This window comes from Streptomyces sp. NPDC047853 (genome assembly GCF_043204535.1).
GTDB lineage: Bacteria > Actinomycetota > Actinomycetes > Streptomycetales > Streptomycetaceae > Streptomyces.
This window is the reverse complement of sequence record NZ_JBIDCI010000006.1, coordinates 260,394-286,347: the sequence shown is the minus strand read 5'-3', so window position 1 is coordinate 286,347 and position 25,954 is coordinate 260,394. Positions and strand designations below refer to the sequence as shown.

The 25,954-nt window shown below is 72.1% G+C and carries 21 protein-coding genes and 1 other RNA gene; 19 read left to right on the top strand and 3 right to left on the bottom strand.

Annotation, left to right across the window (positions count from 1 at the left end):
• The first annotated feature begins 6 nt into the window (after positions 1-6).
• The gene (gene prfB, locus ACGF5T_RS14850) at positions 7-1,113 is read left to right on the top strand and encodes a peptide chain release factor 2 (protein WP_356612138.1); all 1,107 of its coding nucleotides are present in this window, start codon (positions 7-9) and stop codon (positions 1,111-1,113) included.
• Between the two features lie 320 nt (positions 1,114-1,433).
• Positions 1,434-2,285, top strand: a complete 852-nt coding sequence (locus ACGF5T_RS14845; RefSeq protein WP_366768573.1) for a hypothetical protein — start codon at positions 1,434-1,436, stop codon at positions 2,283-2,285.
• 128 nt (positions 2,286-2,413) lie between these two features.
• Here the strand turns inward: ACGF5T_RS14845 and ACGF5T_RS14840 are convergent, their stop codons facing one another.
• The gene (locus ACGF5T_RS14840; RefSeq protein ID WP_053131881.1) at positions 2,414-2,605 is read right to left on the bottom strand and encodes a hypothetical protein; all 192 of its coding nucleotides are present in this window, start codon (positions 2,603-2,605) and stop codon (positions 2,414-2,416) included.
• Between the two features lie 247 nt (positions 2,606-2,852).
• Between ACGF5T_RS14840 and ftsE the strand changes: the two genes are divergently transcribed.
• The 5 genes from ftsE (at position 2,853) to ssrA (ending at position 6,785) form a co-directional block, all read left to right on the top strand.
• Positions 2,853-3,542, top strand: a complete 690-nt coding sequence (ftsE, locus tag ACGF5T_RS14835) for a cell division ATP-binding protein FtsE (protein WP_053131878.1) — start codon at positions 2,853-2,855, stop codon at positions 3,540-3,542.
• A 29-nt stretch (positions 3,543-3,571) separates the two neighbouring features.
• A complete protein-coding gene (ftsX, locus tag ACGF5T_RS14830; protein ID WP_053131875.1) occupies positions 3,572-4,489 on the top strand; it encodes a permease-like cell division protein FtsX in 918 nt (305 codons plus the stop codon).
• A 68-nt stretch (positions 4,490-4,557) separates the two neighbouring features.
• Complete coding sequence (locus ACGF5T_RS14825; RefSeq protein WP_356612143.1) at positions 4,558-5,730, top strand: S41 family peptidase; 1,173 nt, start codon at positions 4,558-4,560, stop codon at positions 5,728-5,730.
• 77 nt (positions 5,731-5,807) lie between these two features.
• The gene (smpB, locus tag ACGF5T_RS14820; protein WP_356612145.1) at positions 5,808-6,287 is read left to right on the top strand and encodes an SsrA-binding protein SmpB; all 480 of its coding nucleotides are present in this window, start codon (positions 5,808-5,810) and stop codon (positions 6,285-6,287) included.
• Between the two features lie 98 nt (positions 6,288-6,385).
• Positions 6,386-6,785, top strand: a transfer-messenger RNA (tmRNA) gene (gene ssrA / locus ACGF5T_RS14815).
• Positions 6,786-6,832: 47 nt separating this feature from the next.
• On the opposite strand, the gene ACGF5T_RS14810 is transcribed toward ssrA, so the two are convergent.
• Positions 6,833-8,146, bottom strand: a complete 1,314-nt coding sequence (locus ACGF5T_RS14810) for an MFS transporter (RefSeq protein WP_366768574.1) — start codon at positions 8,144-8,146, stop codon at positions 6,833-6,835.
• 83 nt (positions 8,147-8,229) lie between these two features.
• On the opposite strand from ACGF5T_RS14810, the gene ACGF5T_RS14805 reads away from it, so the two are divergent.
• The 6 genes from ACGF5T_RS14805 to ACGF5T_RS14780 all read left to right on the top strand — a co-directional run bounded on the left by ACGF5T_RS14805 (position 8,230) and on the right by ACGF5T_RS14780 (position 17,449).
• Positions 8,230-9,201 carry a LysR family transcriptional regulator gene (locus tag ACGF5T_RS14805; RefSeq protein WP_366768575.1) on the top strand — a complete coding sequence of 324 codons (972 nt, stop codon included), beginning with the start codon at positions 8,230-8,232 and terminating at the stop codon, positions 9,199-9,201.
• Positions 9,202-9,676: 475 nt separating this feature from the next.
• A complete protein-coding gene (locus tag ACGF5T_RS14800) occupies positions 9,677-11,065 on the top strand; it encodes a hypothetical protein (RefSeq protein WP_356612151.1) in 1,389 nt (462 codons plus the stop codon).
• Positions 11,065-13,260 (top strand): polysaccharide deacetylase family protein, encoded by a 2,196-nt coding sequence (locus tag ACGF5T_RS14795; RefSeq protein WP_356612153.1) that lies wholly within the window; start codon positions 11,065-11,067, stop codon positions 13,258-13,260. Before ACGF5T_RS14800 ends, ACGF5T_RS14795 begins: the two co-directional genes overlap by 1 nt.
• Positions 13,257-14,687, top strand: coding sequence for an acyltransferase (locus ACGF5T_RS14790; RefSeq protein WP_366768577.1), 1,431 nt, complete (start codon positions 13,257-13,259; stop codon positions 14,685-14,687). Before ACGF5T_RS14795 ends, ACGF5T_RS14790 begins: the two co-directional genes overlap by 4 nt.
• A 144-nt stretch (positions 14,688-14,831) precedes the next feature.
• Positions 14,832-16,193 (top strand): nitrate/nitrite transporter, encoded by a 1,362-nt coding sequence (locus ACGF5T_RS14785; RefSeq protein ID WP_356612157.1) that lies wholly within the window; start codon positions 14,832-14,834, stop codon positions 16,191-16,193.
• 104 nt (positions 16,194-16,297) lie between these two features.
• Positions 16,298-17,449, top strand: a complete 1,152-nt coding sequence (locus tag ACGF5T_RS14780; RefSeq protein WP_361011157.1) for a uroporphyrinogen-III synthase — start codon at positions 16,298-16,300, stop codon at positions 17,447-17,449.
• 41 nt (positions 17,450-17,490) lie between these two features.
• Here the strand turns inward: ACGF5T_RS14780 and ACGF5T_RS14775 are convergent, their stop codons facing one another.
• Complete coding sequence (locus ACGF5T_RS14775; RefSeq protein ID WP_366768578.1) at positions 17,491-18,522, bottom strand: hypothetical protein; 1,032 nt, start codon at positions 18,520-18,522, stop codon at positions 17,491-17,493.
• A 299-nt stretch (positions 18,523-18,821) separates the two neighbouring features.
• Between ACGF5T_RS14775 and ACGF5T_RS14770 the strand changes: the two genes are divergently transcribed.
• The 6 genes from ACGF5T_RS14770 (at position 18,822) to ACGF5T_RS14745 (ending at position 25,869) form a co-directional block, all read left to right on the top strand.
• Positions 18,822-19,412 (top strand): CGNR zinc finger domain-containing protein, encoded by a 591-nt coding sequence (locus ACGF5T_RS14770; protein WP_366768579.1) that lies wholly within the window; start codon positions 18,822-18,824, stop codon positions 19,410-19,412.
• Between the two features lie 184 nt (positions 19,413-19,596).
• The gene (locus ACGF5T_RS14765; RefSeq protein WP_007450155.1) at positions 19,597-20,121 is read left to right on the top strand and encodes a sigma-70 family RNA polymerase sigma factor; all 525 of its coding nucleotides are present in this window, start codon (positions 19,597-19,599) and stop codon (positions 20,119-20,121) included.
• Positions 20,122-20,192: 71 nt separating this feature from the next.
• Positions 20,193-20,972 carry a zf-HC2 domain-containing protein gene (locus ACGF5T_RS14760; protein WP_356612165.1) on the top strand — a complete coding sequence of 260 codons (780 nt, stop codon included), beginning with the start codon at positions 20,193-20,195 and terminating at the stop codon, positions 20,970-20,972.
• A gap of 82 nt (positions 20,973-21,054) precedes the next feature.
• Positions 21,055-23,382, top strand: coding sequence for a UvrD-helicase domain-containing protein (locus ACGF5T_RS14755; RefSeq protein ID WP_361011148.1), 2,328 nt, complete (start codon positions 21,055-21,057; stop codon positions 23,380-23,382).
• 437 nt (positions 23,383-23,819) lie between these two features.
• Positions 23,820-25,235 carry an NAD-dependent malic enzyme gene (locus tag ACGF5T_RS14750; RefSeq protein WP_356612966.1) on the top strand — a complete coding sequence of 472 codons (1,416 nt, stop codon included), beginning with the start codon at positions 23,820-23,822 and terminating at the stop codon, positions 25,233-25,235.
• 352 nt (positions 25,236-25,587) lie between these two features.
• A complete protein-coding gene (locus ACGF5T_RS14745; RefSeq protein ID WP_003990598.1) occupies positions 25,588-25,869 on the top strand; it encodes an HU family DNA-binding protein in 282 nt (93 codons plus the stop codon).
• Positions 25,870-25,954: the final 85 nt, after the last annotated feature.

Genomic DNA, 25,954 nt, shown 5'->3' with positions numbered 1-25,954 from the left:
GGATGCGTGGCAGTCGTCGATGTATCCGAAGAGCTGAAGTCCCTCTCCTCGACCATGGAGTCGATCGAGGCCGTCCTGGACCTGGACAGGCTGAGGGCAGACATCGCCGTGCTCGAGGAGCAGGCGGCAGCGCCCTCCCTGTGGGACGACCCGGAGGCGGCGCAGAAGATCACGAGCAAGCTCTCCCACCTCCAGGCGGAGGTGCGGAAGGCCGAGGCCCTGCGCGGCCGGATCGACGATCTCGCGGTGCTCTTCGAGATGGCCGAGGAGGAGGACGACCCGGACACCCGCGCCGAGGCCGAGTCCGAGCTCACGGCCGTGAAGAAGGCGCTGGACGAGATGGAGGTCCGCACCCTGCTCTCCGGCGAGTACGACTCCCGTGAGGCGCTGGTCAACATCCGCGCCGAGGCCGGTGGCGTGGACGCCGCGGACTTCGCCGAGAAGCTCCAGCGGATGTACCTGCGCTGGGCCGAGCAGCGCGGCTACAAGACCGAGGTCTACGAGACGTCGTACGCGGAGGAGGCCGGCATCAAGTCGACGACCTTCGCCGTGCAGTCGCCGTACGCCTACGGCACCCTCTCCGTGGAGCAGGGCACCCACCGCCTGGTGCGCATCTCGCCCTTCGACAACCAGGGGCGCCGCCAGACCTCCTTCGCGGGCGTCGAGATCCTCCCGGTGGTCGAGCAGACCGACCACATCGAGATCGACGAGTCCGAGCTGCGAGTGGACGTGTACCGGTCCTCCGGCCCCGGTGGACAGGGTGTGAACACCACCGACTCCGCGGTGCGACTCACCCACCTCCCCACCGGCATCGTGGTCTCCTGCCAGAACGAGCGCTCCCAGATCCAGAACAAGGCCACGGCGATGAACGTCCTCCAGGCCAAGCTGCTGGAGCGGCGCCGCCAGGAGGAGCAGGCCAAGATGGACGCCCTCAAGGGCGACGGTGGCAACTCGTGGGGCAACCAGATGCGTTCGTACGTGCTGCACCCGTACCAGATGGTCAAGGACCTGCGCACCGAGCACGAAGTGGGCAACCCGGAGGCCGTGTTCAACGGTGAGATCGACGGGTTCCTGGAGGCCGGAATTCGCTGGCGCAAGCAGCAGGAGAAGTAGGGCGAAGCGCTGAGACCGCTTTGTCGACAAGGCAACTGCCGCCGTTTCGGGGGCGGTTGCCTTTTCTCTGCCGCCCGGACGCCGGTGATGTCTGGGTTTTACATCACACTCACACCCTTTGTGTCCGGCATACGTCCCGTACCTGGACATCGCGTACGCAATGGCCTTGACGTTGCTTTGAACATTCGCCAGGGTGAGGCGCGGCATGCGTATTTACGGGGCGCATGTGAACCGGGGGACGTCAGTTAACAGCCACCTCCGTCGATCACGGCCCCGAGTGCGGCCTCACCGACTAATCGGCTACTGGGGGTAGCAACTACATGACGAAGAAGACGCGCATCCGTGTCGCGCGCATAGCGGCCGGCGCAGTGATCGCGGCCGGCGCCTCCCTGACCGCCGCGGGTGCCGCTTCGGCGCTCGACATCGGCGTGGGCGTGGGTGTCGGCGACGCCAACGTCGGCGTCGGCGTGAGCGTCCAGGGCGAGGGCGACACCGAGGGGACGACCGAGGGCACCACGGAGGGCACCACCGAGGGCGCGATCGTCGGCGTGACCGAGGGCACCACGGAGGGCACCTCCGAGGGCACCACGGACGGTACGTCGGAGGGCACCTCCGAGGGGACGTCCGAGGGCACCACCGAAGGCACGTCCGAGGGCACCACGGAGGGCACCACGGAAGGTACCTCCGAGGGCACCACCGAGGGCTCTTCGGTGGGTACGTCCGAGGGCACCACCGAGGGCACCTCCGAGGGCACTTCCGAGGGAACCTCGACGGGCACCTCCGAGGGCGGTGACAACGGCGGCTCCGGCGACAACGGCGGCTCCGGGGACAACGGCGGTACCGGGGACAACGGCGGCGGCAACGGCGGCTCGGAGACCACGGGCGGCGGCACCGGCGGCAACGGCGGGACCGGTGGCGGCGACAACACCACCCCCGACGGCGGCAGCAACGACAACGTCACCCAGGACGAGGGTTCCTCCGCCCTGACCGACACCGGCGACGAGGCCCCGGCCTCCGACACCGCCGCCCAGGGCAGCGGTGACGAGCTCGCCGAGACCGGCGCCGCGGAGACCACGTTCCTGCTGGTCGGCGCCGCCACGATGATCGCCGGCGGTATCGGCTTCCGCATGCTGCCGCGCATGATGAACGGCCGCGGCGGAGCGGCTGCCTGAGGGTAGTCACCCGCATACGCGCAGCGAACGCGGACGAAAGGGCCCGGAGCGCACCCGCTCCGGGCCCTTTCCTCGTCTCTGCCCTCGCGTCCCGCGCCCTCTGGGCCCGGGAGGGGCCCTCCGGGGTCTCAGACGGTCTGGTGGGCCAGCAGGGCCATCGCCGCGATCAGCACCGCCAGCAGCACGACCAGCGTCATCGGATTCAGGCCCGCGAGGAAGTTCCCCTGCTGCAGCCGCTCGCGGTTGGCCCGGCACACCGGGCACCGGCCCTCGCTCACGGGCGCCGCGCAGTTCGCGCACACCAACCGGTCGTACGTCATGCGCTCGCCCTCCTTGCCGCCGGCTCCGTCAGGTCAACGCCCACACCGCCGTGAACGTTCCCCTTCCACTGTGCCAGGTTCCGTGGGGCCCCGCGCGCCTTCCCCCCGAGGCCGGACCCGGGTGCATGCCCCGTAAGGGCAGGGACAAAACGTGCCACTGTCGCGCAACCCCGGCCGGTGACTGCGGCACGCTCCCCGGTTCGCGTATGGTCACGCTCATCTACCCCCGGCGACCCGTGGTGCACCCGTGATCCGATTCGACAACGTCTCCAAGGTCTACCCGAAGCAGAACCACCCAGCCCTCAGGGATGTCTCCCTGGAGGTCGAGAAGGGCGAGTTCGTCTTCCTCGTGGGCTCCTCCGGCTCCGGAAAGTCCACCTTCCTGCGGCTCGTCCTCCGCGAGGAGCGGTGCAGCCACGGCCAGGTGCACGTCCTGGGCAAGGACCTCGCCCGCCTGTCCAACTGGAAGGTGCCGCAGATGCGGCGCCAGTTGGGGACCGTGTTCCAGGACTTCCGCCTGCTGCCGAACAAGACGGTCGGCGAGAACGTGGCCTTCGCCCAGGAGGTCATCGGCAAGTCCCGCGGCGAGATCCGCAAGTCCGTGCCGCAGGTCCTCGACCTGGTCGGGCTCGGCGGCAAGGAGGACCGCAGGCCCGGTGAGCTGTCGGGCGGTGAGCAGCAGCGCGTCGCCATCGCACGCGCCTTCGTGAACCGGCCCAAGCTCCTGATCGCCGACGAGCCCACCGGCAACCTGGACCCGCAGACCTCGGTCGGCATCATGAAGCTGCTCGACCGCATCAACCGGACGGGCACCACCGTGATCATGGCCACCCACGACCAGAACATCGTGGACCAGATGCGCAAGCGCGTCATCGAGCTGGAGAAGGGTCGCCTCGTCCGCGACCAGGCGCGCGGCGTCTACGGCTACCAGCACTGACGAGCAACGGAAAGGCTTGACGAGACGCCATGCGCGCCCAGTTCGTCCTCTCGGAGATCGGTGTCGGTCTCCGTCGCAATCTCACGATGACCTTCGCGGTCATCGTCTCGGTCGCCCTGTCCCTGGCCCTGTTCGGCGGTTCACTGCTGATGAGCGACCAGGTCAACACCATGAAGGGCTACTGGTACGACAAGGTCAACGTCACCGTCTACCTCTGCAACAAGAGCGACGCGAAGTCCGACCCCGCCTGTGCCAAGGGCGCGGTGACCGAGGACCAGAAGAAGCAGATCCTCGCCGACCTCGACAAGCTGTCGGTCGTGGACAAGGTGACGTACGAGTCGCAGGACGAGGCGTACAAGCACTACAAGGACCAGTTCGGCGACTCGCCGCTGGCCAGTTCGCTCACGCCGGACCAGATGCAGGAGTCGTACCGGATCAAGCTGAAGGACCCGGAGAAGTACCAGGTCATCGCGACCGCCTTCGAGGGCCGGGACGGCGTGCAGTCCGTGGCGGACCAGCGCGCGACCCTGGACAGCCTCTTCGAACTCCTCAACGGCATGAACTGGGCCGCGCGCGCGGTGATGGCGCTCATGCTGGTCGTCGCGCTCATGCTGATCGTGAACACCGTGCGGGTCTCGGCGTTCAGCCGGCGGCGCGAGACCGGCATCATGCGGCTGGTCGGCGCCTCGGGCTTCTACATCCAGGCGCCGTTCATCATGGAGGCCGCGGTCGCCGGGCTCATCGGCGGCGGGGTCGCCTGCGCGTTCCTGGTCGCCGCGCGGTACTTCCTCATCGACCACGGGCTCGCCCTGTCCGAGAAGCTGGCCCTGATCGACTTCATCGGCTGGGACGCGCTGCTGACGAAGCTGCCGCTCATCCTCGCCACGAGCCTGCTGATGCCCGCGTTGGCCGCGTTCTTCGCGCTGCGCAAGTACCTGAAGGTGTGACACATGCCAAGAGGGCCGAACGGGCAAGCGACCGTTCGGCCCTCTCGCCTTGTCCTAGACTCACCGGCATGTCAGGCCGTGACCTGTTCTGTCAGCCCCGCCGCGCACGCCACGGGGCCACCCTGACCTTGCTGTTCGCCGGAGTACTCGTCGCGGGCGCCGCCACCGGCTCGCTCCCCGGCGGCGACCGGAAACCCGCGCCCGACACGGCCCGCCCGGCCGCTCCCGCCGGACGGCAGGAGCAGGTGGCCCGCGCCGCCGCCGAGGCGATGGCCGACGGCAAGTCCCCCGTGGAGGCCGCCGAACAGGCCGTCAGCCGCAGCGGCGACCGCTGGGGAGCCGTCTACTCCCCGGGCGAGTACGAGGAGTTGGAGGAGGCCCTCGACGGCCGGTACACCGGCGTCGGGCTCTCCGCGCGCCGCGAGCGCGACGGCCGCATCGAGGTGACGCGGGTGCGTTCCGGGTCGCCCGCCGCCGGCGCCGGGATCCGCGAGGGCGACCGGCTGCGCAGCGTCGACGGCGAGCGGGTCGACGGACGCCCGGTCACCGAGGTCGTCTCGATACTGCGCGGCGACACCGAGGCCGAACCCGCCGGCACCGCCGTCCGGCTCGGCCTGGAACGCGGCTCGCGCTCCTGGACCAGGACCGTCCGCCGGGCCACGCTGTCCACCGACCCCGTGGCCGTGCGCACGCTCGCCGGTGGCGTCACCGTCGTCAAGGTCACCTCCTTCACCAAGGGGGTCGGCGCACAGGTGCGGGCCGCCGTCGCGCGGGTGCCGTCCGGCGCGGGCGTCGTCCTCGACCTGCGCGGCAACAGCGGCGGCCTGGTGGCCGAGGCCGTGACCGCCGCCTCCGCCTTCCTCGACGGCGGTCTGGTCGCCACCTACGACGTCGACGGCGAGCAGCGGGCCCTGCACGCCGACCCCGGCGGCGACACCGGCAGACCCCTGGTCGCGCTCGTCGACGACGGCACGATGAGCGCGGCCGAGCTGCTCACCGGAGCCCTCCAGGACCGCGGACGCGCCGTCGTCCTGGGCTCCCGCACCTTCGGCAAGGGCTCGGTGCAGATGCCGAGCCGGCTGCCCGGGGGCTCGGTGGCCGAGCTGACCGTCGGGCACTACCGCACCCCCTCCGGCCGCGGCGTGGACGGCACGGGCATCACACCCGACCTGGCGGTCGACCCGGCCGGCCCGGCCGCGCTGGACCGGGCGCGGACGGTGCTCAGCGGACTGGGGCGGTAGGCGGGCGCTCCCGTCGGCGCCCCTCCCGTAATCGGCTTTCCGCGGGCCCCCTCCCTAGTGCCAAAATGGGCGGCACTATGGCTAAGGAAAAAGGGCGCAAGCTGATCGCGCAGAACAAGAAGGCGCGGCACGACTACCAGATCCTCGACACCTACGAGGCAGGCCTGGTCCTGTCCGGGACCGAGGTGAAGTCGCTGCGCCAGGGGCGTGCGTCGCTGGCCGACGGCTTCGTGCAGCTGGACGGCAACGAGGCGTGGCTGCACAACGTGCACGTGCCCGAGTACAGCCAGGGCACCTGGACCAACCACAGTGCCCGCCGCAAGCGGAAGCTGCTGCTGCACCGCGTGGAGATCGACAAGCTGGAGGCGAAGTCCCAGGAGACCGGTCACACGATCGTGCCCTTGGCGCTCTACTTCAAGGACGGCCGGGCCAAGGTCGAGATCGCGCTGGCGCGCGGCAAGAAGGAGTACGACAAGCGGCAGACCCTGCGGGAGAAGCAGGACCGCCGCGAGGCGGAGCGCACGATCTCGGCGATCAGGCGCAAGCAGCGGGCCTGACCTCCGGGGAGGGGAGGAATAGGCTGGCACCCGCGTGCGTTGGTCACGTACGATGGTGAACGCACCCCCCGAGGGTGCGCGGATTGAAAAATCAACATGGGGATGATCGGTTTCGACAGCGGCTGTCGAAGCAGGGGAAGCGTGTCGAGGAAGCGGCCATGATCTCGTAAACCACAGGCCGAAAAAAATAATCGCCAACACCAAGCGCGATTCCTCCCAGCAGGCCTTCGCCCTCGCTGCCTGATCTCAGGTAGCGAAGCGAGCCTCCTACTACGGGAGTGTCAGCCCGGGGCTGTTCCCGACCCGGATCCTGGCATCAGCTAGGGGACTAAACCTTGATCCCGGTCACGGGGTGAAGAGGGAAACCAAACAGTGACTGAGCCCGTCGGAGACTTGTCCGCGTGATCTCCGGGGCTGAGAAAATCGAAGCGGACTGCACACGGAGAAGCCCTGATTCCGCACCGTTGGACGCGGGTTCGATTCCCGCCATCTCCACAGTTCCCATGTGGGCCAAGGCCCCGCCGCTCCACGCGGCGGGGCCTTCGTCATGCCCGCGGCCCGTGCGCCGCACCCCGGGCGGAGGAGGCCAGGGCGAGCAGCAGGGCCAGCGCCGCCGCCGTGACCGGGACGCCGTAGCCGGCCGTGGGGGAGGCGTGTTCCACCATCCAGCCGCCGGCCGCGCTGCCGCAGGCGATGCCGCCGAGCAGACCCGTCACCGCCAGGGTCATCCCCTCGTTCAGGCGCCCCTCCGGAGTGCGCTGCTGGACCAGGGTCATCGTGGTGACCATCGTCGGGGCGGTGGCCATCCCGGCGACGAGCAGCGTGAGCGCCAGCAGCGGCAGGGAGCCCGTGAGGGACGCCGCGAGCAGCGGCAGCGTCAGCAGGGCCGCCATCGCGGCGACGCACCACGGCAGACGGTGCTCGGCCGAACCGCTGGGCCTCGTCGCCCCGTACACCAGCCCCGCCGCGCAGGAGCCGGCCGCCTGGAGTCCGAGGACCACACCGGCGGCCGCTCGGTGCCCCTGTGCGTCCGCGAACGCGATCGTGACGACCTCCATCGCCCCGAACACCCCGCCCGTCGCCAGGCACACGGCCAGCAGCGGCGGGATCCCGGCGGCGCGCAGGGGCGCCTTCGCGGTCGGGCGCGGTCGGGCCGGCGGCTCGGTCGAGCGCTGGGCGGTGAAGACCAGCATGCCGGTGACCAGCAGGACCACGCCGACGAGCGTGCCCGCCTCCGGGAACCAGGCCGTGCACAGGAACGCGGCGAGGACCGGCCCCAGCATGAAGCACAGCTCGTCCGCGGCCTGCTCGAAGGAGTTCGCGGTGTGCAGGGCCTCGGCGGCGTCCCTCCTGTCCCGCAGCAGGTGGGCCCAGCGGGCGCGGGCCATGCCGCCGGTGTTGGGCGTCGTCGCGGTGGCCGCGTACGCGGCGAACAGCGTCCAGGCGGGCGCGTCGTACCGGACGCACAGCAGCAGGGCGAGCGACCCCAGGGCGGCGACCAGGGTGGCGGGCAGCGCCACCCTGGCCTGGCCGTGCCGGTCGACGAGCCGCGCGGTCCACGGCGCGACGACCGCCGTCGCCGCCAGCCCCGTCGCGGTGACGGCGCCGGCCAGGGCGTAGGAACCGTGCTCCCCGGCGATCATCACGACCGCGCTCACGCTGAACATGCCCATGGGCATCCGCGCCATGAGGTTCCCGATCGTGAAGCCGCGGGCGCCGGGGGTGGAGAGGAGACGCCGGTACGGGCCGGCCGGCCGGTGCCGGGAGCGTGGACGGAAGTCGGCGGCGACCAGGGTGTCCGCCGTCAGGGACAGCAGGGCGGGGGGCGTGGACGGGCGTACGGAAGGCGGTTGCGGCATGCGTCCACCGTCGCCCCGGGGTGATCACCGGGTCCAACACCTTCTCCCGCCCCATTCACGCATGCCTGTTGTAAGTTCGCCGGATGCCCGCACCCGCCCACCTCGATCCCCGCCTCCTGCGCGCCTTCGTCACCGTCGCCGAGGACCTGCACTTCACCCGCGCCGCCGCCCGCCTGTACGTGGCCCAGCAGGCGCTCAGCAGGGACGTACGGCGCCTGGAGCGGGAACTGGGCGCCGAGCTGTTCGTCCGGACCACCCGGCAGGTGACCCTCACGGCCGACGGTGAGCGGCTGCTGCCGTACGCCCGCCGCGTCCTCCAGGCGCAGGACGACCTCCTGGCCGCCTTCGGGCAGGCCCGTCCGCTGCTGGTCGACCTCAACTCCCCGGGGCTGGTCACCCACCGCCTGGTCCTGGAACGGGCCCGGGAGCTGGCGCCCCAGGCGGAGCTGATGGCGCGTTACGAGAGCGGACTGACGTACGCCGCCGCCGAACTGCTCGCGGGCCGCCTCGACGCCTCCTTCGGCCGGTTCGCGGGCCTCTCCCCGGCGCTGCGGGCCGGCCTCGGCCACCAGCCGGTGCGCTACGAGCCCATGGCGGTCGTCCTGCCCGAGAACCACCCGCTGGCCCGGCTGGCGAAGGTGCCGCTCGCCGCGCTCGCGGGCGAGACCGTGTACGCCGGCGCCGGCAACCCGCGGACGCCGGAGTGGACGGACCTCGCGCACCACCTGTTCGAGGGACGCGGTATCGCGGTGGCACCACCCGTTCCGCTGGCTGTCGGGGAGGAGGAATTCCAACGGATCATGGACAAGACGCGCAATCCGATCCTCGCCGTGGCGAGCTTTCCGGCCATGGCGTCGACGGTGGTGCGCCCGCTCGTCGATCCGGTGCCGCTGTCGCCCGTATCACTGGTGTGGCGAAAGGGGCTGGTACACCCGGCCCTTGACGCGCTCCGCCGGGCGGCGGCGCAGGTCGCGGCGGAGGAGGGCTGGTTGCGCCAGCCCGCCGAGGGATGGATTCCGGCCGTCGACGCCGGTGTGATGTCCGCCCATAAGTGACACGTGGGAACCACACATCCTCCGCGTGCGCTACATTCTTGACCTGAGCACGGTGTGGTACAGGGGGCGCTCGAACCAGGTGAGGGCCGGTTCGGCCGACGAGTGCTCGGCGTCGTACGCGCACCCGGAACCGTCCCGTGGGGGGAAGTGCGTGCGCGTGAAGAAATGGCAAAAAGACGCCCAGGCGGAGGAGTCCGAGGCTGTGTCCGGGATGCGCGATTTCCCGGGTTCGGGACAGGACGCCGATGCCACCGACGTGTTTCCGTCCACTCGGGCCTTTCCGATGACCGATGAGACTCCGCACGCCGCGATGCCGCCCGGCTCGTCCGGTTCATCCGGTTCGTCCGTCCCGGGCGGCGCGGGATGGTTCGGGGCCGCCGGTGACGCCGCGCGTCGCCCCGGCGCGGGCCTCGGCGGTGCCGCCGCGGGTGCCGGCGGGCCGTGGAGTTCCGCCCGGCCGTCACCGGAGACCGCCGTGACCCGTCCGCTCGACCCCCACGGGAGCGCGGGCGCGACGGAGTTCCCCGGTTCGCGGACGGGCGGGGACCGCACGGGCACGGACCGAATAGGCGGGGGACCGGCCCACGCGTACCCGAGCCCGGCGGGCTGGGGCACCACGGGCGGGAGCCCGGCCACCGACCCGTCGCACCGGCCCCGGATCACCTGGGGCAGCCCCACCCCGGCGACCGACACGGACCAGGCCGGTGTCCACCCGGCCGTCCCGAGGCAGCCGGGCGTGAACCAGGCCGTCCCGAGGCAGCCGGGCGCGGATCAGGCCGGCCCCAACGCGGCCGGCGCGGACCCGACCCGTGCGCACCAGGCCCGGACCGCTCCCGTCGGTCCCCCCGTCAGCCCTCCCGTCGGCGTCACCCCCGCCGGGAACCGCCCGGGTGGCACCGGCGTGGACGCCGACGTGACCGACATCCTCCCCCCGGCCGTCCCGGGCTTCCCGGCCGAACCGACCCGCGCCTTCCCGACCAGCGCGTCCGGCCCCGCCACCACCGTCCTGCGCGACCCCTGGCAGGAGACCCCGGACCTCGACGCCGTCGCCGACGCCGCCGACACCGGCGATCACACGCACGACCCGCACGAGGTGACGGTCCAGCTCGACGCCGTCCAGCTCGGCGACGGCGTGATCCGCCGGGCCGAGAGCGGGCAGCACCGCAAGAGCCGCTCGGAGAACTCCGACGGGCCCGTCTTCGTCGACGCCTCGGGACGCCGCAGCCGCCTCTACCGACGCCTCGGCATAGCCGTCGGCGTCGCCTGCGCGGTCTACGCCGTGGTCATCGTCTCCACCCTGCTGTCCGGCAACTCCAACGCGCCCTGGCTGCCCGTGGAGGGCCAGCAGGAGGGCAAGCCGGCCGGCCAGGTCGACACCACGCCGCTGCCCTCGCAGTCGGCGCAGCCCTCCGGCACCGGCAGCGCGGCCCCGCAGACCAGCCCCTCCACCGACGGCGGTGCGAGCACGGCGCCCGGCTCCGACGCCTCCGCGCCCGGCACGTCCGGCACCGCGCGGCAGCCCGGCACCGGCACCGGCTCCGGTCCCTCGGAGACCGGGGCCGGCACCCAGCCGGGCGGCGGCGCCACCGACCCCGACCCGACGCGGTCGACGCAGGCGCCGCCCCCCGCCAGCCCGGACCCGTCGGTCCCCACGGGCGGCGGCGAGCCCACCGGCGAACCGACCGGACCCACCGTCGATCCCACCACCGGCACCGACCCGGGCGGCGACGACACGACCGTCAACGGTGCGGGAGACCCGCTCTCCGCCGCCGGGACCGCCGACGGACCCGCGGTCGTCGCCGGACCAGCGGGTCCGGACCACACCTCCACGTCCTCTTCCCTGTCCCCGGAGAACACCCTCTGATGGCATCCCGCACCCGCCGTCACGGGGCCGCGCGCCGCGCCCGTGAGGGCTCTCGCCGCCGCCTGCCCTTGCGCCTGCTGCTTCCGCTGCTCGTCCTGGTCGCCCTCGCGGCCATGCTCATGCTGCGCGGCTACGTGCACAGCGAGATCCTCGCCGACCACCGCGTCCAGCCGCCCGCCGCCACCGACCGGGTGCCGGAGAAGATCCTCGAGGGCGGCCCGGTCATCGACGTGCGGGGCGGCCGCACCGAGAGCCTGAGCGTGCCCGACCACCACCTGGTCCTCACGTTCGACGACGGCCCCGACCCGACCTGGACCCCGCGGGTGCTGGACGTGCTGAAGAAGCACGACGCGCACGGCGTCTTCTTCGTCACCGGCACCATGGCCTCCCGCTACCCCGACCTCGTGCAGCGCATGGTCGACGAGGGCCACGAGGTCGGCCTGCACACCTTCAACCACCCCGACCTCTCCTTCCAGTCGAAGGAGCGCATCGACCGGGAGCTGTCGCAGAACCAGCTGGCGATCACCGGCGCGGCAGGCATCCGCACCTCGCTCTTCCGGCCGCCGTACTCCTCCTTCGCCGACGCCATGGACAACAAGTCCTGGCCGGTCACCGAGTACATCGGCAGCCGCGGCTACATCACCGTCGTCAACAACACCGACAGTGAGGACTGGCAGCGGCCCGGCGTCGACGAGATCATCCGCCGCGCCACCCCGGAGAACGGCGACGGCGCCATCGTCCTGATGCACGACTCGGGCGGCGACCGCAGCCAGACCGTGGCCGCGCTGGACCGGTTCCTGCCCGACCTGCAGAAGAAGGGGTACGAGTTCGACAACCTCACCGAGGCCCTGGACGCGCCCAGCGCCATGAGCCCGGTGACCGGAGCCGAACTGTGGAAGGGCAAGGCCTGGGTCTTCCTCGTCCAGGCGTCGGAGAAGCTCACCGACGGCCTGGTGGTGGGGCTCGCGATCATCGGCACCCTGGTCATCGGCCGCTTCGTGCTGATGCTGCTGCTCTCCGGCATCCACGCCCGCCGGGTCCGCCGCAAGGGCTTCCGCTGGGGCCCACCGGTGACCCAGCCGGTGACGGTACTGGTCCCGGCGTACAACGAGGCCAAGTGCATCGAGAACACCGTCCTGTCGCTGATGGCCAGTGACCATCCCGTCGAGATCATCGTCGTCGACGACGGCTCCACCGACGGCACGGCACGGATCGTCGAGGCGATGGGACTGCCGGGCGTCCGGGTGATCCGACAGCTCAACGCGGGCAAGCCCGCCGCGCTCAACCGCGGTCTGGCCAACGCCAGTCACGACATCGTCGTGATGATGGACGGCGACACGGTCTTCGAGCCGTCCACCGTCCGCGAACTCGTCCAGCCCTTCGGCGACCCGAAGGTGGGCGCCGTGGCCGGCAACGCGAAGGTCGGCAACAAGGACAGCCTCATCGGCGCCTGGCAGCACATCGAGTACGTGATGGGCTTCAACCTGGACCGCCGGATGTACGACGTGCTGCGCTGCATGCCGACCATCCCGGGCGCCGTGGGCGCCTTCCGCCGCTCCGCCCTCGCCCCCATCGGCGGCATGAGCGACGACACCCTCGCCGAGGACACCGACGTCACCATGGCGCTGCACCGCGCCGGCTGGCGCGTGGTCTACGCCGAGAACGCCCGCGCCTGGACCGAGGCCCCCGAGACCGTGCAGCAGCTCTGGTCGCAGCGCTACCGCTGGTCGTACGGCACGATGCAGGCCATCTGGAAGCACCGCCGCGCGGTGATCGAGAAGGGCCCATCGGGCCGCTTCGGCCGCGTGGGCCTGCCCTTCGTCTCCCTGTTCATGGTCCTGGCCCCGCTGCTGGCGCCGCTGATCGACGTCTTCCTGCTCTACGGCATCGTCTTCGGCCCCACGCAGAAGACGATCACGGCGTGGCTGGGCGTCCTCGCCATCCAGGCGGTCTGCGCGGCGTACGCCTTCCGGCTCGACCGCGAGCGCATGACCCACCTGATCTCGCTGCCGCTGCAGCAGATCCTCTACCGCCAGCTCATGTACGTCGTGCTGCTCCAGTCCTGGATCACGGCGCTCACCGGCGGCCGGCTGCGCTGGCAGAAGCTGCGCCGCACCGGTGTCGTCGGGGCGCCCGGCGGCACCGTGCCGCAGCAGCGTGCGGCGCGTCACGACGATCGGAGGCCCGTGGCATGACCCACGGACACACGACCGGTCCGGGTGCGAGCCCGGAACCGGCCGGCAGCCCCTACGGCACCCCGTACGCGGGTGGCCCGGGCACCGCCGCGGGGATGCCGAACGGGGCCACCGGAAGGCCGAACGGAGCGGCGGGGACGCCGTACGCCGTCCCGCGGCAGCGCACGACGGAGCCCGCGCCGGTTCCCGCACCCGTGGCCGTCCCCGCGACGACGACGGCGACGGCGACCGCGGCCGCACCGACCGCCCCCGCCCCGGCCGCCGGGAAGGGCGGCCGCGACCGGTACCTGGACCTGCTGCGCTCCATCGCCCTGGTCCGGGTCGTCGTCTACCACCTCTTCGGCTGGGCCTGGCTCTCGGTGGTGTTCCCGTCGATGGGCGTGATGTTCGCGCTCGCCGGCTCGCTGATGGCACGGTCGCTGAAGCGTCCGGCGCTGGGCGTGATCCGCGGGCGCGTGCGCCGGCTCCTGCCGCCGATGTGGGTGTTCGCCGTCGTCGTGCTGACGATGATGTTCGCCAACGGCTGGAACCCCACGGACGACCCCGACCGCGGTGGCACCTGGGGCCTGATCGAGCTGTTCAACTACCTCGTCCCGATCGGCGCCCCGCCCTACCCCTGGCACGTCGGCTCCGCGTCCGGCCTGCTGGAGGACACCTGGGCGGTGCAGGCCGCGGGACCGCTGTGGTACCTGCGGGCGTACCTCTGGTTCGTCATCGCCTCGCCGCTGCTGCTGTGGCTGTTCCGCAAGGCCCCCTGGCCGACGCTGCTGGCCCCGCTGGCGCTGACCGCGGTCGTCGGCACCGACCTGGTGAAGATCCCCGGGGAGACCGGCAACGCGATCACCGACTTCGCGGTCTACGGCGGCTGCTGGGTCCTGGGATTCGCCCACCACGACGGCCTGCTGAAGCGGATCCCGCGGTACGTCTCCGTCTCCTGCGCCTCCCTGATCATGGCCTTCGGCCTGTGGTGGGCCTCGAACCACCTGGGCCCCGACGGCTGGGACCTCAACGACATCCCGCTGGCCCAGGCCACCTGGTCGTTCGGGTTCGTCGTGATCCTGCTCCAGTACTCCCCGTCGTGGCAGGAACTCCCCGGCCGCCTGGCGAGGTGGGACAAGCTGGTGACCCTCTCCAACAACCGCGCGGTCACCATCTACCTGTGGCACAACCTGCTGATCATGGCGACGGTGCCCATCATCGACCTGGCCTACCAGCTCCCCTTCATGCAGAGCGAGCGCGCGGTCGGCGCCCTCGACGGCGCGTACACGATCTGGATGTTCGCCCTCGTCTGGCCCCTCATCGGCCTGATGGTCCTGGCGGTCGGCTGGGTCGAGGACCTCGCGGCGAAGCGGAAGCCACGGCTGTGGCCGAACGGCACGAAACGTGCCGCGGCCCCCTCGCGCTCCCGGGCGGCCCACCGGGGCTGACGGCGGGCCGCGCGGCGACCTCTCACCGCCCCCCGGCGCCGGGTGAGACCAACGTTCCCTCGCGGTCATCCACAGCCCCACAGGCCCGAAACGCGTGCTGCCTACCGTCGGTGCAACCGAGCTACGGAGCACCGTGGAGGCGTCATGACAGTCCCTGGCGGCCGCTGGATCCAGCACTGGGATCCGGAGGACGAGACCTTCTGGAAGGAGACGGGGGAGCGCGTCGCCCGGCGGAACCTCTTCTTCTCCGTCCTCTCCGAGCACATCGGGTTCTCGGTCTGGACGCTGTGGTCCGTGCTGGTGCTCTTCATGGGCCCCGAGTACGGGCTGACGCCGGCCGACAAGTTCCTGCTGACGTCCGTGGTGACGCTGGTCGGGGCCGTCGTCCGGGTGCCGTACACCTTCGCGGTCGCGGTCTTCGGCGGGCGGAACTGGACGATCATCTCGGCCGGGCTGCTGCTCGTGCCGACGATCGCCGCCTTCCTGGTCATGGAGCCCGGGACGTCGTACTCGACCTTCCTCCTGGTGGGCCTGCTCGCGGGCGTCGGCGGCGGCAACTTCGCCTCCTCCATGACCAACATCAACGCCTTCTTCCCGCTCCGGAAGAAGGGCTGGGCGCTCGGTCTCAACGCCGGGGGCGGGAACATCGGCGTGCCCGTCATCCAGCTGGCCGCCCTCGCGATCATCGGGGCGAGCGGCGGTCCGCGGGTCCTGCTCGGCATCTACATCCCGCTGATCCTGGTCGCCGCCGTCCTCGCCGCCTGCTTCATGGACAACCTCGCCTCCGTGAAGAACGACACCGGGGCCGCCAAGGACGCCGCCCGGGACGCCCACACCTGGATCATGGCGGTGCTGTACATCGGCACGTTCGGCTCGTTCATCGGCTACAGCTTCGCCTTCGGGCAGGTGCTCCAGACCCAGTTCGGGCGCACCCCGCTGCAAGCGGCGTACCTCACCTTCATCGGCCCGCTGCTCGGCTCGCTGATCCGGCCGCTGGGCGGCAGGCTCGCCGACCGGTACGGCGGCGCGCGGATCACGCTGTGGAACTTCGTCGCCATGGCCGCCGCCACCGCCGTACTCGTCGCGGCCAGCATGGCCGGGTCGCTCGGGCTGTTCGTGGCCGTCTTCGTGGTCCTGTTCGTGCTCAGCGGGCTCGGCAACGGGTCCACGTTCAAGATGATCCCCGGCATCTTCCAGAACAAGGCGCTGGCCCGGGGACTGACCGGCGAGGAGGCCGTGGCGCACGGGCGGCGGCTGTCCGGCGCCTCCATGGGCCTGATCGGCGCGGTCGGCGCGCTCGGCGGCGTCGCCATCAACCTCGCCTTCCGGCAGTCCTTCCTCTCCCTCGGCTCGGGCACCGGCGCCTTCGTCGCCTTCCTCGCCTACTACGCCGTCTGTTTCGCCGTCACCTGGGCGGTATACCTTCGCCGTCCGGCCCCGCCGGCGCCGGACGGGCCGTCGCACCCGGCCGAGCCGAAGGCCCGGCTCAGCTACGCCGAGGTATGACGTAACACTGGTGACATGAAGCGGAACCGAGCCTGTCACGCACCGTTGACAGGCTCGGTCGCCGTGCACGCAGCACGACGACCGGGACGATCGGGACGAGACTGATGGACGACGAACGACAGCGATCCGACCACGGCCCCCTCGCCGGATTCACCGTGGGCGTGACCGCCGCCCGCCGGGCCGACGAACTCGGCGCGCTGCTCCAGCGGCGCGGTGCGGCCGTCCTGCACGCCCCGGCGCTCAGGATCGTGCCGCTCGCCGACGACAGCGAGTTGCTGGCCGCGACCAAGCAGCTCATCGACCAGGCGCCGGACGTCGTCGTCGCCACCACGGCCATCGGCTTCCGCGGCTGGGTCGAGGCCGCCGACGGCTGGGGGCTCGGGGACGCCCTGCTGGAGCGGCTGCGGTCCGTGGAGCTGCTCGCCCGGGGGCCCAAGGTCAAGGGCGCGGTCCGGGCCGCCGGCCTGACGGAGGAGTGGTCGCCGGCCTCGGAGTCCATGGCCGAGGTGCTGGACCGGCTGCTGGAGCAGGGCGTCGACGGGCGCCGGATCGCGGTCCAGCTGCACGGTGAGCCCCTGCCGGGGTTCGTGGAGTCGCTGCGGGCGGGCGGCGCCGAGGTCGTCGGGGTGCCCGTGTACCGGTGGCTGCCGCCCGAGGACCTCGGCCCGGTCGACCGGCTGCTGGACGCGGCCGTCTCGCGGGGCGTGGACGCCGTGACGTTCACCAGCGCGCCCGCCGCGGCCTCCCTCCTGTCCCGTGCCGAGGAGCGCGGCCTGCTGCCCGAGCTGCTCGCCGCGCTCGGCCACGACGTGCTGCCCGCCTGCGTGGGACCGGTCACCGCGGTGCCGCTCCAGGGGCACGGCATCGACACGGTCCAGCCCGAGCGCTTCCGGCTCGGGCCCCTCGTGCAGCTGCTCTGCCAGGAACTGCCGGGCCGCGCCCGGGCCCTGCCGGTCGCCGGGCACCGGCTGGAGATCCGCGGCCACGCGGTGCTCGTCGACGGGGAGCTGCGGGCCGTGCCGCCCGCCGGCATGTCCCTGCTGCGGGCGCTGGCCCGGCGGCCCGGCTGGGTCGTGCCCCGCGCGGACCTGCTGCGCGCCCTGCCGGGCACCGGCCGCGACGAACACGCCGTCGAGACGGCGATGGCCCGCCTGCGTACCGCCCTCGGCACCCCGAAGCTGATCCAGACGGTGGTCAAGCGCGGCTACCGCCTGGCCCTGGACCCGGCCACGGACGCCAAGTACACGGACGGGTGAGGCGTGCCCCGCGCGGGCGGCGTCCGCGCGGGGCACGCCGCTCACCGGGAGTCGACCATGCGGTACTCGATGGCGGTCACCCGCGGCTTGTCCCGCGGGTCCAGCACGGCGAGCGCCTGGCCCTGGAACTCGTCGGTGACCACGTCCCGCTTCGTGGCGTCGTAGCGGGCCTCCTCGTCGTTGGGCGTGATGTCGAAGCCGCTCAGGTACCGCGGCTTGAGCATCAGCTCGCTGGTGTGCGCGGTCGGGAAGAGGGCGAGCGTGCCCCCGTCGGCGAGCTTCAGCGCGTACACCTCGGGGTGGGCCGGCTCCGCGGCGAAGTACTTCTCGGTCGCGTACTCCTCCAGGTCGTCGTCGGGGCCCTCGTCGTGGACCTCGATCGAGCCCTTCGAGGTCTCGGTCGGCGCGAACGTCTTCGCGGCCTTCTTCCTGCCGCCGCTCTCGAAGAAGTCCTCGTAGTGGTCGCCGAGCTGGTCGGGGGCGAGCGCGCCGACCTTCTCCGACGGGTCGGCGGGGGTGACGAGCCCCTGCTCGTCGACGGCGACCTCCGGGATCGGGGCCTCGTCGGCGTAGACCGCCATCGTCATCCGGTACGTGCTGCCGCCGGCCTTGTCGAAGACCAGCAGCGCGCCCTTCTGGTCCGGGGCCGCGCTGGAGGTGGCCTTGACGGCGAACCAGGACACCCCGCTGCCGGCGGGCGGGATCAGGTACTCGCGGTCCGTGTAGTGGAAGGCGGACGCGTACTCCTTCTGATCCTTCTTCGACCAGGTCTCCCACAGCGTGTAGTCGGCCCTCGACTGCTCGTGGACCTGCCCGGTCTCCACCGTGCTCAGGAGCTTCTCGTTCCGCGCGGCGTTCGCGCGGTTGTTGACCCGCTCGTAGGTGTCGACCACCTCGGCGGCCGCCTCTGGGGTGAGCAGGCCCTGACGGGCGGCACCGGTGCTCCGGGCGGGCGCGTCGTCACCCTTGTCCGCGTCACCGCCGCAGGCCGTGAGGGCGAGGGCGCCGGTCAGGCCGAGGGCGAGCAGAGCCGGACGGCGCGGCCGTGAACGTCGGGCGATGGGGCGGGACATGCGTGGGGTTCTCCTCGCGGAAGGGCGTACGTGGGGGGAGCGCCGGGGACTTCGAGGACGGCCCGGCCGGATCGGCCCCGAGCGCCCGTCACACGGTACAAGTCGCGGGCCGGTGCCCCGAGTCGGGGGCAGGGGGGCGCCTGCCTGCCCCGCGCCCGGCCGGTGCGCCGGCCCCGCTCACGGCAGGGCGGTACGAGGGGTTCCGGGCGCGGGAGCGGGCAGGCACTGTAGAGGGAGCGAACCACCTGGTCCCCTCTCCGGCCCGCCCCACCGGGCAACCCCTAGGCGGTGACAGGAACATGGCACTGGGTACGGCCACCGACCCGTACGAGCTGCGGTTCGACACCGGGCGGATCTGCCTGGACCTCATCGCCACCACCCACCCCGTGGAGCGGCTGGAGTCCGTCGAGGTGCTGCGCGCCTGGATCACCGGCTCCGGACTCGTCCCGCCCGGCACCCCGCTGACCCACGCCGACCCCTCCTGGCTGACCGCCTTCCGCGAACTGCGCCGCGAGACCACGAGACTGGTGCGCGGCCGGCCGGCGCCCCGGACCCACCCGTACGACCTCGCGCTCGACCGCGTCAACGCCCTCGCCACCGCGGCGCCCCCCGCCCCGCGCGCGGTCCACGGCGAGGACGGCGCGCTGGTACGGGAGCTGACCGGGCCGCCGGAGTGCGCCGCCCTGCTCGGCGCCCTCGCCCGGGACGCGGTGGAGCTGCTCACCGACCCCGTCGCACGGGCGAGCCTCAGGCAGTGCGAGGGCGACAACTGCCCGATCGTCTACATGGACACCTCCCGGGGCCGACGCAGGCGCTGGTGCTCCAGCGAGATCTGCGGCAACCGCGAACGCGTCGCCCGGCACCGCAGGCGCGCCGCCCTCGCCCGGTAACTCCCCCCGCGTCCCCTTCGTCACGCGTCTCTCAGAAAACTGTCGACGCGCTTTGAACGCCCCGCACCTCGCGCACGTACCGGATGGGCGAGCGACCGACTGGGGGAACCCCCGGACATCGGAGGTGGGCGTGCGCAAGGATTCCGTCGTGGCCGGTGAACGTGGTGCGAGGGCCCGACATCGCATGTCCCAGTCGTCCTCGGAACCCGACGAGGAGCTGATGCGCGCCCTCTATCGGGAGCACGCGGGCCCCTTGCTGGCGTACGTGCTGCGGCTGGTCGCGGGGGACCGGCAGCGCGCCGAGGACGTCGTCCAGGAGACGCTCATCCGTGCCTGGAAGAACGCCGGTCAGCTCAACCGTGCGACCGGATCGGTACGCCCCTGGCTGGTGACGGTCGCCCGGCGCATCGTCATCGACGGCCACCGCAGCCGGCAGGCCCGGCCGCAGGAGGTCGATCCGTCGCCGCTGGAGGTCATCCCCGCGGAGGACGAGATCGACAAGGCGCTGTGGCTGATGACGCTGTCGGACGCGCTCGACGACCTGACCCCGGCTCACCGTGAGGTCCTCGTCGAGACGTACTTCAAGGGGCGTACCGTCAACGAGGCGGCGCAGACACTGGGCATACCCAGCGGCACCGTGCGCTCCCGGGTGTTCTACGCCCTGCGTTCGATGAAGCTGGCTCTGGAGGAGCGGGGGGTGACGGCGTGATGAGCGGGTACGGGGGAGTTCAGGGTTTCGGCGGGGGATTCGGCCCGGGTGATACGGGTAATTCTGTCCCCATGCAGGGATCACCGGCGCCGAACGAGCACGAGACCGTCGGCGCCTACGCCCTCGGCATCCTCGACGACGCGGAGGCCACCGCCTTCGAGGCCCACCTCGCCGGCTGCGAGTGGTGCGCCCAGCAACTCGACGAGCTGGCCGGCATGGAGCCGATGATGGCCGCGCTCGCGGACCTCCCCGGCACCGGCACACCCGCGATCGCCGAGTCGCTGACGGTGAAACCGGGCCCGCGGCTGGCGGAGAAGCTCGTCGACGAGGTCGCCGAGCGCCGGGCGAGCAAGCGGCGCCGCAACTTCTACCTGGTGGGCACCGCGGCCGCGCTGATCATCGGCGGCCCGTTCGCCGCGGTGGCGACCACCGGAGGCGGTGACGACGGCGGTGGCGGCCGGAAGACCGAGGCGACGCGGACGGCCGCCGGCCCCGCCGAGTCCGCCTTCGCCGCCATGCCCGACCGGGTCACGGCGACCGACCCGGCCACCGAGGTCAGCGCGACCGTGGCGCTGGAGAAGAAGGCCTGGGGCACCGAGGCCGTCCTGGAACTGAAGAACGTCAAGGGACCCCAGAAGTGCTCCCTGATCGCCGTCGGCAAGAACGGCGAGCGCGAGACGCTCAGCTCCTGGACCGTCCCGGACTGGGGCTACGGCATCCCGGACGCCACCACCGAGAAGGCGAAGAAGCCGCTCTACGTGCACGGCGGCGCCGCCTTCGAACCCAACCAGATCGACCACTTCGAGGTCATGACCTTCGACGGCGAGCGGCTGGTGGAGGTGGACGCGTAGCGCGGGCGCCCGGCGTGGCGTAGCTTCCGGCGCCCCCTTCGCGTACCTTTGACGGCTGCCCAGCACGTCAGAAGGGGGCCCGGTGGCCGCACAGGCGCAACAGGACTCAGCGGTCGACTCGGTGCACGACTCCGTACGGGAGAAGTCCGCACGGGAGGACTCCGTACGGGACCGAGAGATCAGCGTGGAGCAGGCACACCTGGACCGGGTGTACCGCCGGCTCGAGGAGAAGATCCACGAGGCCGAGTTCCTCATGCACGACGCCGCCCAGCGCGGCCACGTCGGCACGCCCGGCGCACTGGCCGAGCGCGACGCGCAGGTCTTCCGGGCCGGCATCCACCTCAGCCGTCTGAACAACGAGTTCGAGGACTTCCTCTTCGGCCGGATCGACCTGCTGCTCGGCAAGGACGGCAAGAAGGGCCCGGACGGCGCGTACACGGCGGTGGAGCCCGCCGAGGGCGCCCTGCGGCCCGACCGGACCGCCGACATCGCCGAGACCCTGCACATCGGCCGCATCGGCGTCCTGGACGAGGACTACGCGCCGCTGGTCATCGACTGGCGGGCGCCCGCCGCCGCCCCGTTCTACCGGTCCACGCCGGTCGACCCGGGCCGGGTCGTGCGCCGCCGGGTGATCCGCTCCAAGGGGCGGCGCGTCCTCGGGGTCGAGGACGACCTGATGCGGCCCGAGGTCCGGGCCAGCCTGGACGGCGAGGAGCTGGCCGTCGTCGGCGACGGCGCCCTGATGGCCGCCCTCGGCCAGGCCCGCACCCACTCCATGCGGGACATCGTGGCCTCCATCCAGGCCGAGCAGGACCTGGTCATCCGCGCCCCCGCCGCCTCCGTGACGTACGTCGAGGGCGGCCCCGGCACCGGCAAGACCGCCGTCGCCCTGCACCGGGCCGCGTACCTGCTCTACCAGGACCGGCGCCGGTACGCGGGCGGCATCCTGATCGTCTCGCCGACCCCGCTGCTGGTGGCGTACACCGAGGGCGTGCTGCCCTCCCTCGGCGAGGAGGGGCAGGTCGCGATCCGCGCGATCGGCTCGCTGGTCGACGGCGCCGAGGCCACGCTGTACGACTCCCCGGCCACCGCCCGCGCCAAGGGCTCCTCGCGCATGCTCCGGGTGCTGCGCAGGGCCGCGCGAGGGGCGCTGGAGCCGGAGGGATCGCCGACCCTGTTGCGGGTCGTCGCCTTCGGCCGCCGCCTCGAACTGGAGGGCGAGGAGCTGGCCGGCATCCGCCGTACCGTCCTCGGCGGCACCGCGCCCGTCAACCTGCTGCGCCCCCGCGCCCGCCGGCTGATCCTGGACGCGCTGTGGGCGAAGTCGGGCGCCGGTACCCGGCACGCCGACCCCGAGCTGGCCGCCGAGCTGCGCTCCTCCTTCGACGAGGACGTCAGCTCCGAGGACCCGTTCATCGCCTTCCTCGACGCCTGGTGGCCGGAGCTGACCCCGGGCGCGGTGCTGGCGGCCATGGCGGACGAGCGGCGCCTGGGCCGCTGGGCCCGGCGGATCCTCACCCCGGGCGAGGTCCGCAAGGTGGCCCGCTCGCTGCGGCGCGAGGGCCACTCGGTGCACGACATCGCCCTGCTCGACGAGCTCCAGGCCGTGCTCGGCACCCCGGCCCGCCCCCGCAAGCGGCGCGAGCTGGACCCGCTGGACCAGCTGACCGGCCTGGACGAGCTGATGCCGCAGCGCGAGGAGACCCAGTGGGAGCGCGCCGAGCGCCTCGCGCAGGAGCGCACCGAGTACGCGCACGTCATCGTGGACGAGGCGCAGGACCTCACGCCCATGCAGTGGCGGATGGTGGGCCGCCGCGGCCGGCACGCCACCTGGACCGTGGTCGGCGACCCGGCGCAGTCCTCGTGGTCGGACCCGGACGAGGCGGCGGCGGCCCGTGACGAGGCGCTCGGCACCCGCCCGCGCCGCCGTTTCGAACTCACCGTGAACTACCGCAACCCGGCGGAGATCGCCGAGCTGGCGGCCAGGGTGCTCGCCCTCGCCATGCCGGGCTCCCCGTCCCCGACGGCGGTGCGCTCCACCGGCGTGCAGCCGCGGTTCGCGGTGGTGGAGGAGAGCCTCGCCCAGGCGGTCCGGGCGGAGGCGGCCCGGCTGCTGGACCTCGTCGACGGCACCGTCGGTGTCGTGGTCGCGATGAACCGCCGCGAGGAGGCCCGGCGCTGGCTGGCCGGCCTCGGCGACCGCGTGGTGGCGCTCGGCAGCCTGGAGGCCAAGGGTCTGGAGTACGACGCCACGGTCGTCGTCTCGCCCGCCGAGATCGCCGACGAGTCGCCCGCCGGGCTGCGCGTGCTCTACGTCGCCCTGACCCGGGCCACCCAGCAGCTGACGATCGTCTCCGGCGAGCGGGACGAACCGGACGCCTCGGGCGTGCCGGACCTGCTCCGCGACTGAGGCGCCGGTGCGGGTGGACCGCCCGCACCGGAGCATGCGAGAGGCCCGCGCCGTCGGCGCGGGCCTCTCGTCTCGTTCAAGTGGCACCGACCCGCCATGCTCGCCTCGCGGCAAGTGGTCGCTCGTAGCGACGAAGGTTGGGCCCGGGGGCTTGGATCGGGCCGGTGCCACGTCCAAGGTAACAAACGATCCCCGCAAGACAATTCCCCTCCCGCGGGTTCTTTCGCGGACCCGGGCACGGCTTCGGGTTCCCTCTTCCGCACGGGCTCAACTTCTCGTATGGTGGAAGTCGTTTTCCGAAAGTGTCGCCCCTCCGGTGCGGGAACGGCGCGCGAACTCAAAGTTCGCAATCCGGGGCGGCTACCACGTACTCGGTGGTAGGTGCGACGATCGGACGGCACAACGCAGCTACACGGTGAAAGCAGAGGAAGTCGGCCATGGCAACGGCGCCCAGCGTCTCCTACTCGATGACGGTCCGACTGGAGGTGCCCGCGGGCGGGACCGCGGTCTCGCAGCTCACCACCGCGGTGGAGTCCGCCGGCGGCTCCGTCACCGGCCTCGACGTCACGGCCTCCGGCCACGACAAGCTCCGCATCGACGTCACCATCGCCGCCGGTTCGACCGCCCACGCCGACGAGATCGTGGAGCAGCTGCGGGGCATCGAGGGCGTCAGCCTGGGCAAGGTCTCCGACCGTACCTTCCTGATGCACCTCGGCGGCAAGATCGAGATGGCGTCCAAGCACCCCATCCGCAACCGCGACGACCTTTCCATGATCTACACGCCCGGCGTGGCCCGCGTCTGCATGGCGATCGCCGAGAACCCCGAGGACGCCCGCCGCCTGACCATCAAGCGCAACTCCGTTGCGGTCGTGACGGACGGCTCGGCGGTGCTGGGCCTCGGCAACATCGGCCCCAAGGCCGCGCTGCCCGTGATGGAGGGCAAGGCGGCCCTCTTCAAGCGCTTCGCCGGCATCGACGCCTGGCCGATCTGCCTGGACACGCAGGACACCGACGCGATCGTCGAGATCGTCAAGGCCATCGCCCCGGGCTTCGCCGGCATCAACCTGGAGGACATCTCCGCCCCCCGCTGCTTCGAGATCGAGGCCCGGCTGCGCGAGGCCCTGGACATCCCGGTCTTCCACGACGACCAGCACGGCACGGCGATCGTCGTCCTCGCGGCCCTGACCAACGCCCTGCGCGTCGTCGACAAGCCGATCGAGAACGTCCGGGTCGTCATGTCCGGCGCCGGCGCCGCCGGTACGGCCATCCTGAAGCTGTTGCTGGCCGCGGGCGTGAAGAACGCCGTCGTCGCCGACATCCACGGCGTGGTGCACTCCGGCCGCGCGGACCTGGTCGACGCCGCGCCCGAGTCGGCGCTGCGCTGGATCGCCGACAACACCAACCCCGAGGGCCTCACCGGCACCCTGAAGGAGGCCGTGCACGGCGCGGACGTCTTCATCGGCGTCTCCGCTCCGAACGTCCTGGACGGCGAGGACGTGGCGGCCATGGCGGACGGCGCGATCGTGTTCGCGCTCGCGAACCCCGACCCCGAGGTCGACCCGGCGATCGCCCGGCAGACCGCGGCCGTCGTCGCCACCGGCCGCTCGGACTTCCCGAACCAGATCAACAACGTGCTGGTCTTCCCGGGCGTCTTCCGCGGTCTGCTGGACGCCCAGTCCCGCACGGTCAACACCGAGATGATGCTGGCCGCCGCGCACGCCCTCGCGGACGTGGTGACCGAGGACGAGATCAACCCGAACTACATCATCCCCAGCGTCTTCAACGACAAGGTCGCCGGTGCCGTCGCGGGCGCCGTGCGCGAGGCGGCGAAGGCCGCCGGGGTGGTGGCGTAGTTCTCCCGGACGCGGGCAGGCGGTCTGTGGCGTGGTGGTGAGGATCATCACGGCGGGCCGCCCCACCGGCGCGTCGCGGAACGGACGGCCTCGGATCGCCCTCTAGGGTGGCGCAAGGCTCAGGCCCTCTCATCGTGTGACTCCCAAGGGTGTTCTCACGACTCCTGGGGGTGCCGGATTGGCTTTACCGCCGCAGGTGGAGGCAGGATGCCTCCCTGGGCGCGAGGGTCTGACGACCGACCCGGGTCCGGGGAGTGTCCGAGGCCCCTGGCAGCATCGGCATCGCTGTGCCCAACATGCGGCTCCGCCGCGTGGCACGCCTCAACGGCAAGAAGAACACGGGAGTAACAACATGAACCGCAGTGAGCTGGTGGCCGCGCTGGCCGACCGCGCCGAGGTGACCCGCAAGGACGCCGACGCCGTGCTGGCCGCGTTCGCCGACGTCGTCGGCGACATCGTCTCCAAGGGCGACGAGAAGGTCACCATCCCCGGCTTCCTGACCTTCGAGCGCACGCACCGTGCCGCTCGCACCGCCCGCAACCCGCAGACCGGCGAGCCGATCCAGATCCCGGCCGGCTACAGCGTCAAGGTCTCCGCGGGCTCCAAGCTCAAGGAAGCCGCCAAGGGTAAGTAAGCGCTCCGCTTGGAGCGCCGGGTTCTGCGCGGGCCGTTCGCACGGTGTACGGGTCGTCCTGCGGCCGCGGGCCGTCTGGGGTCGG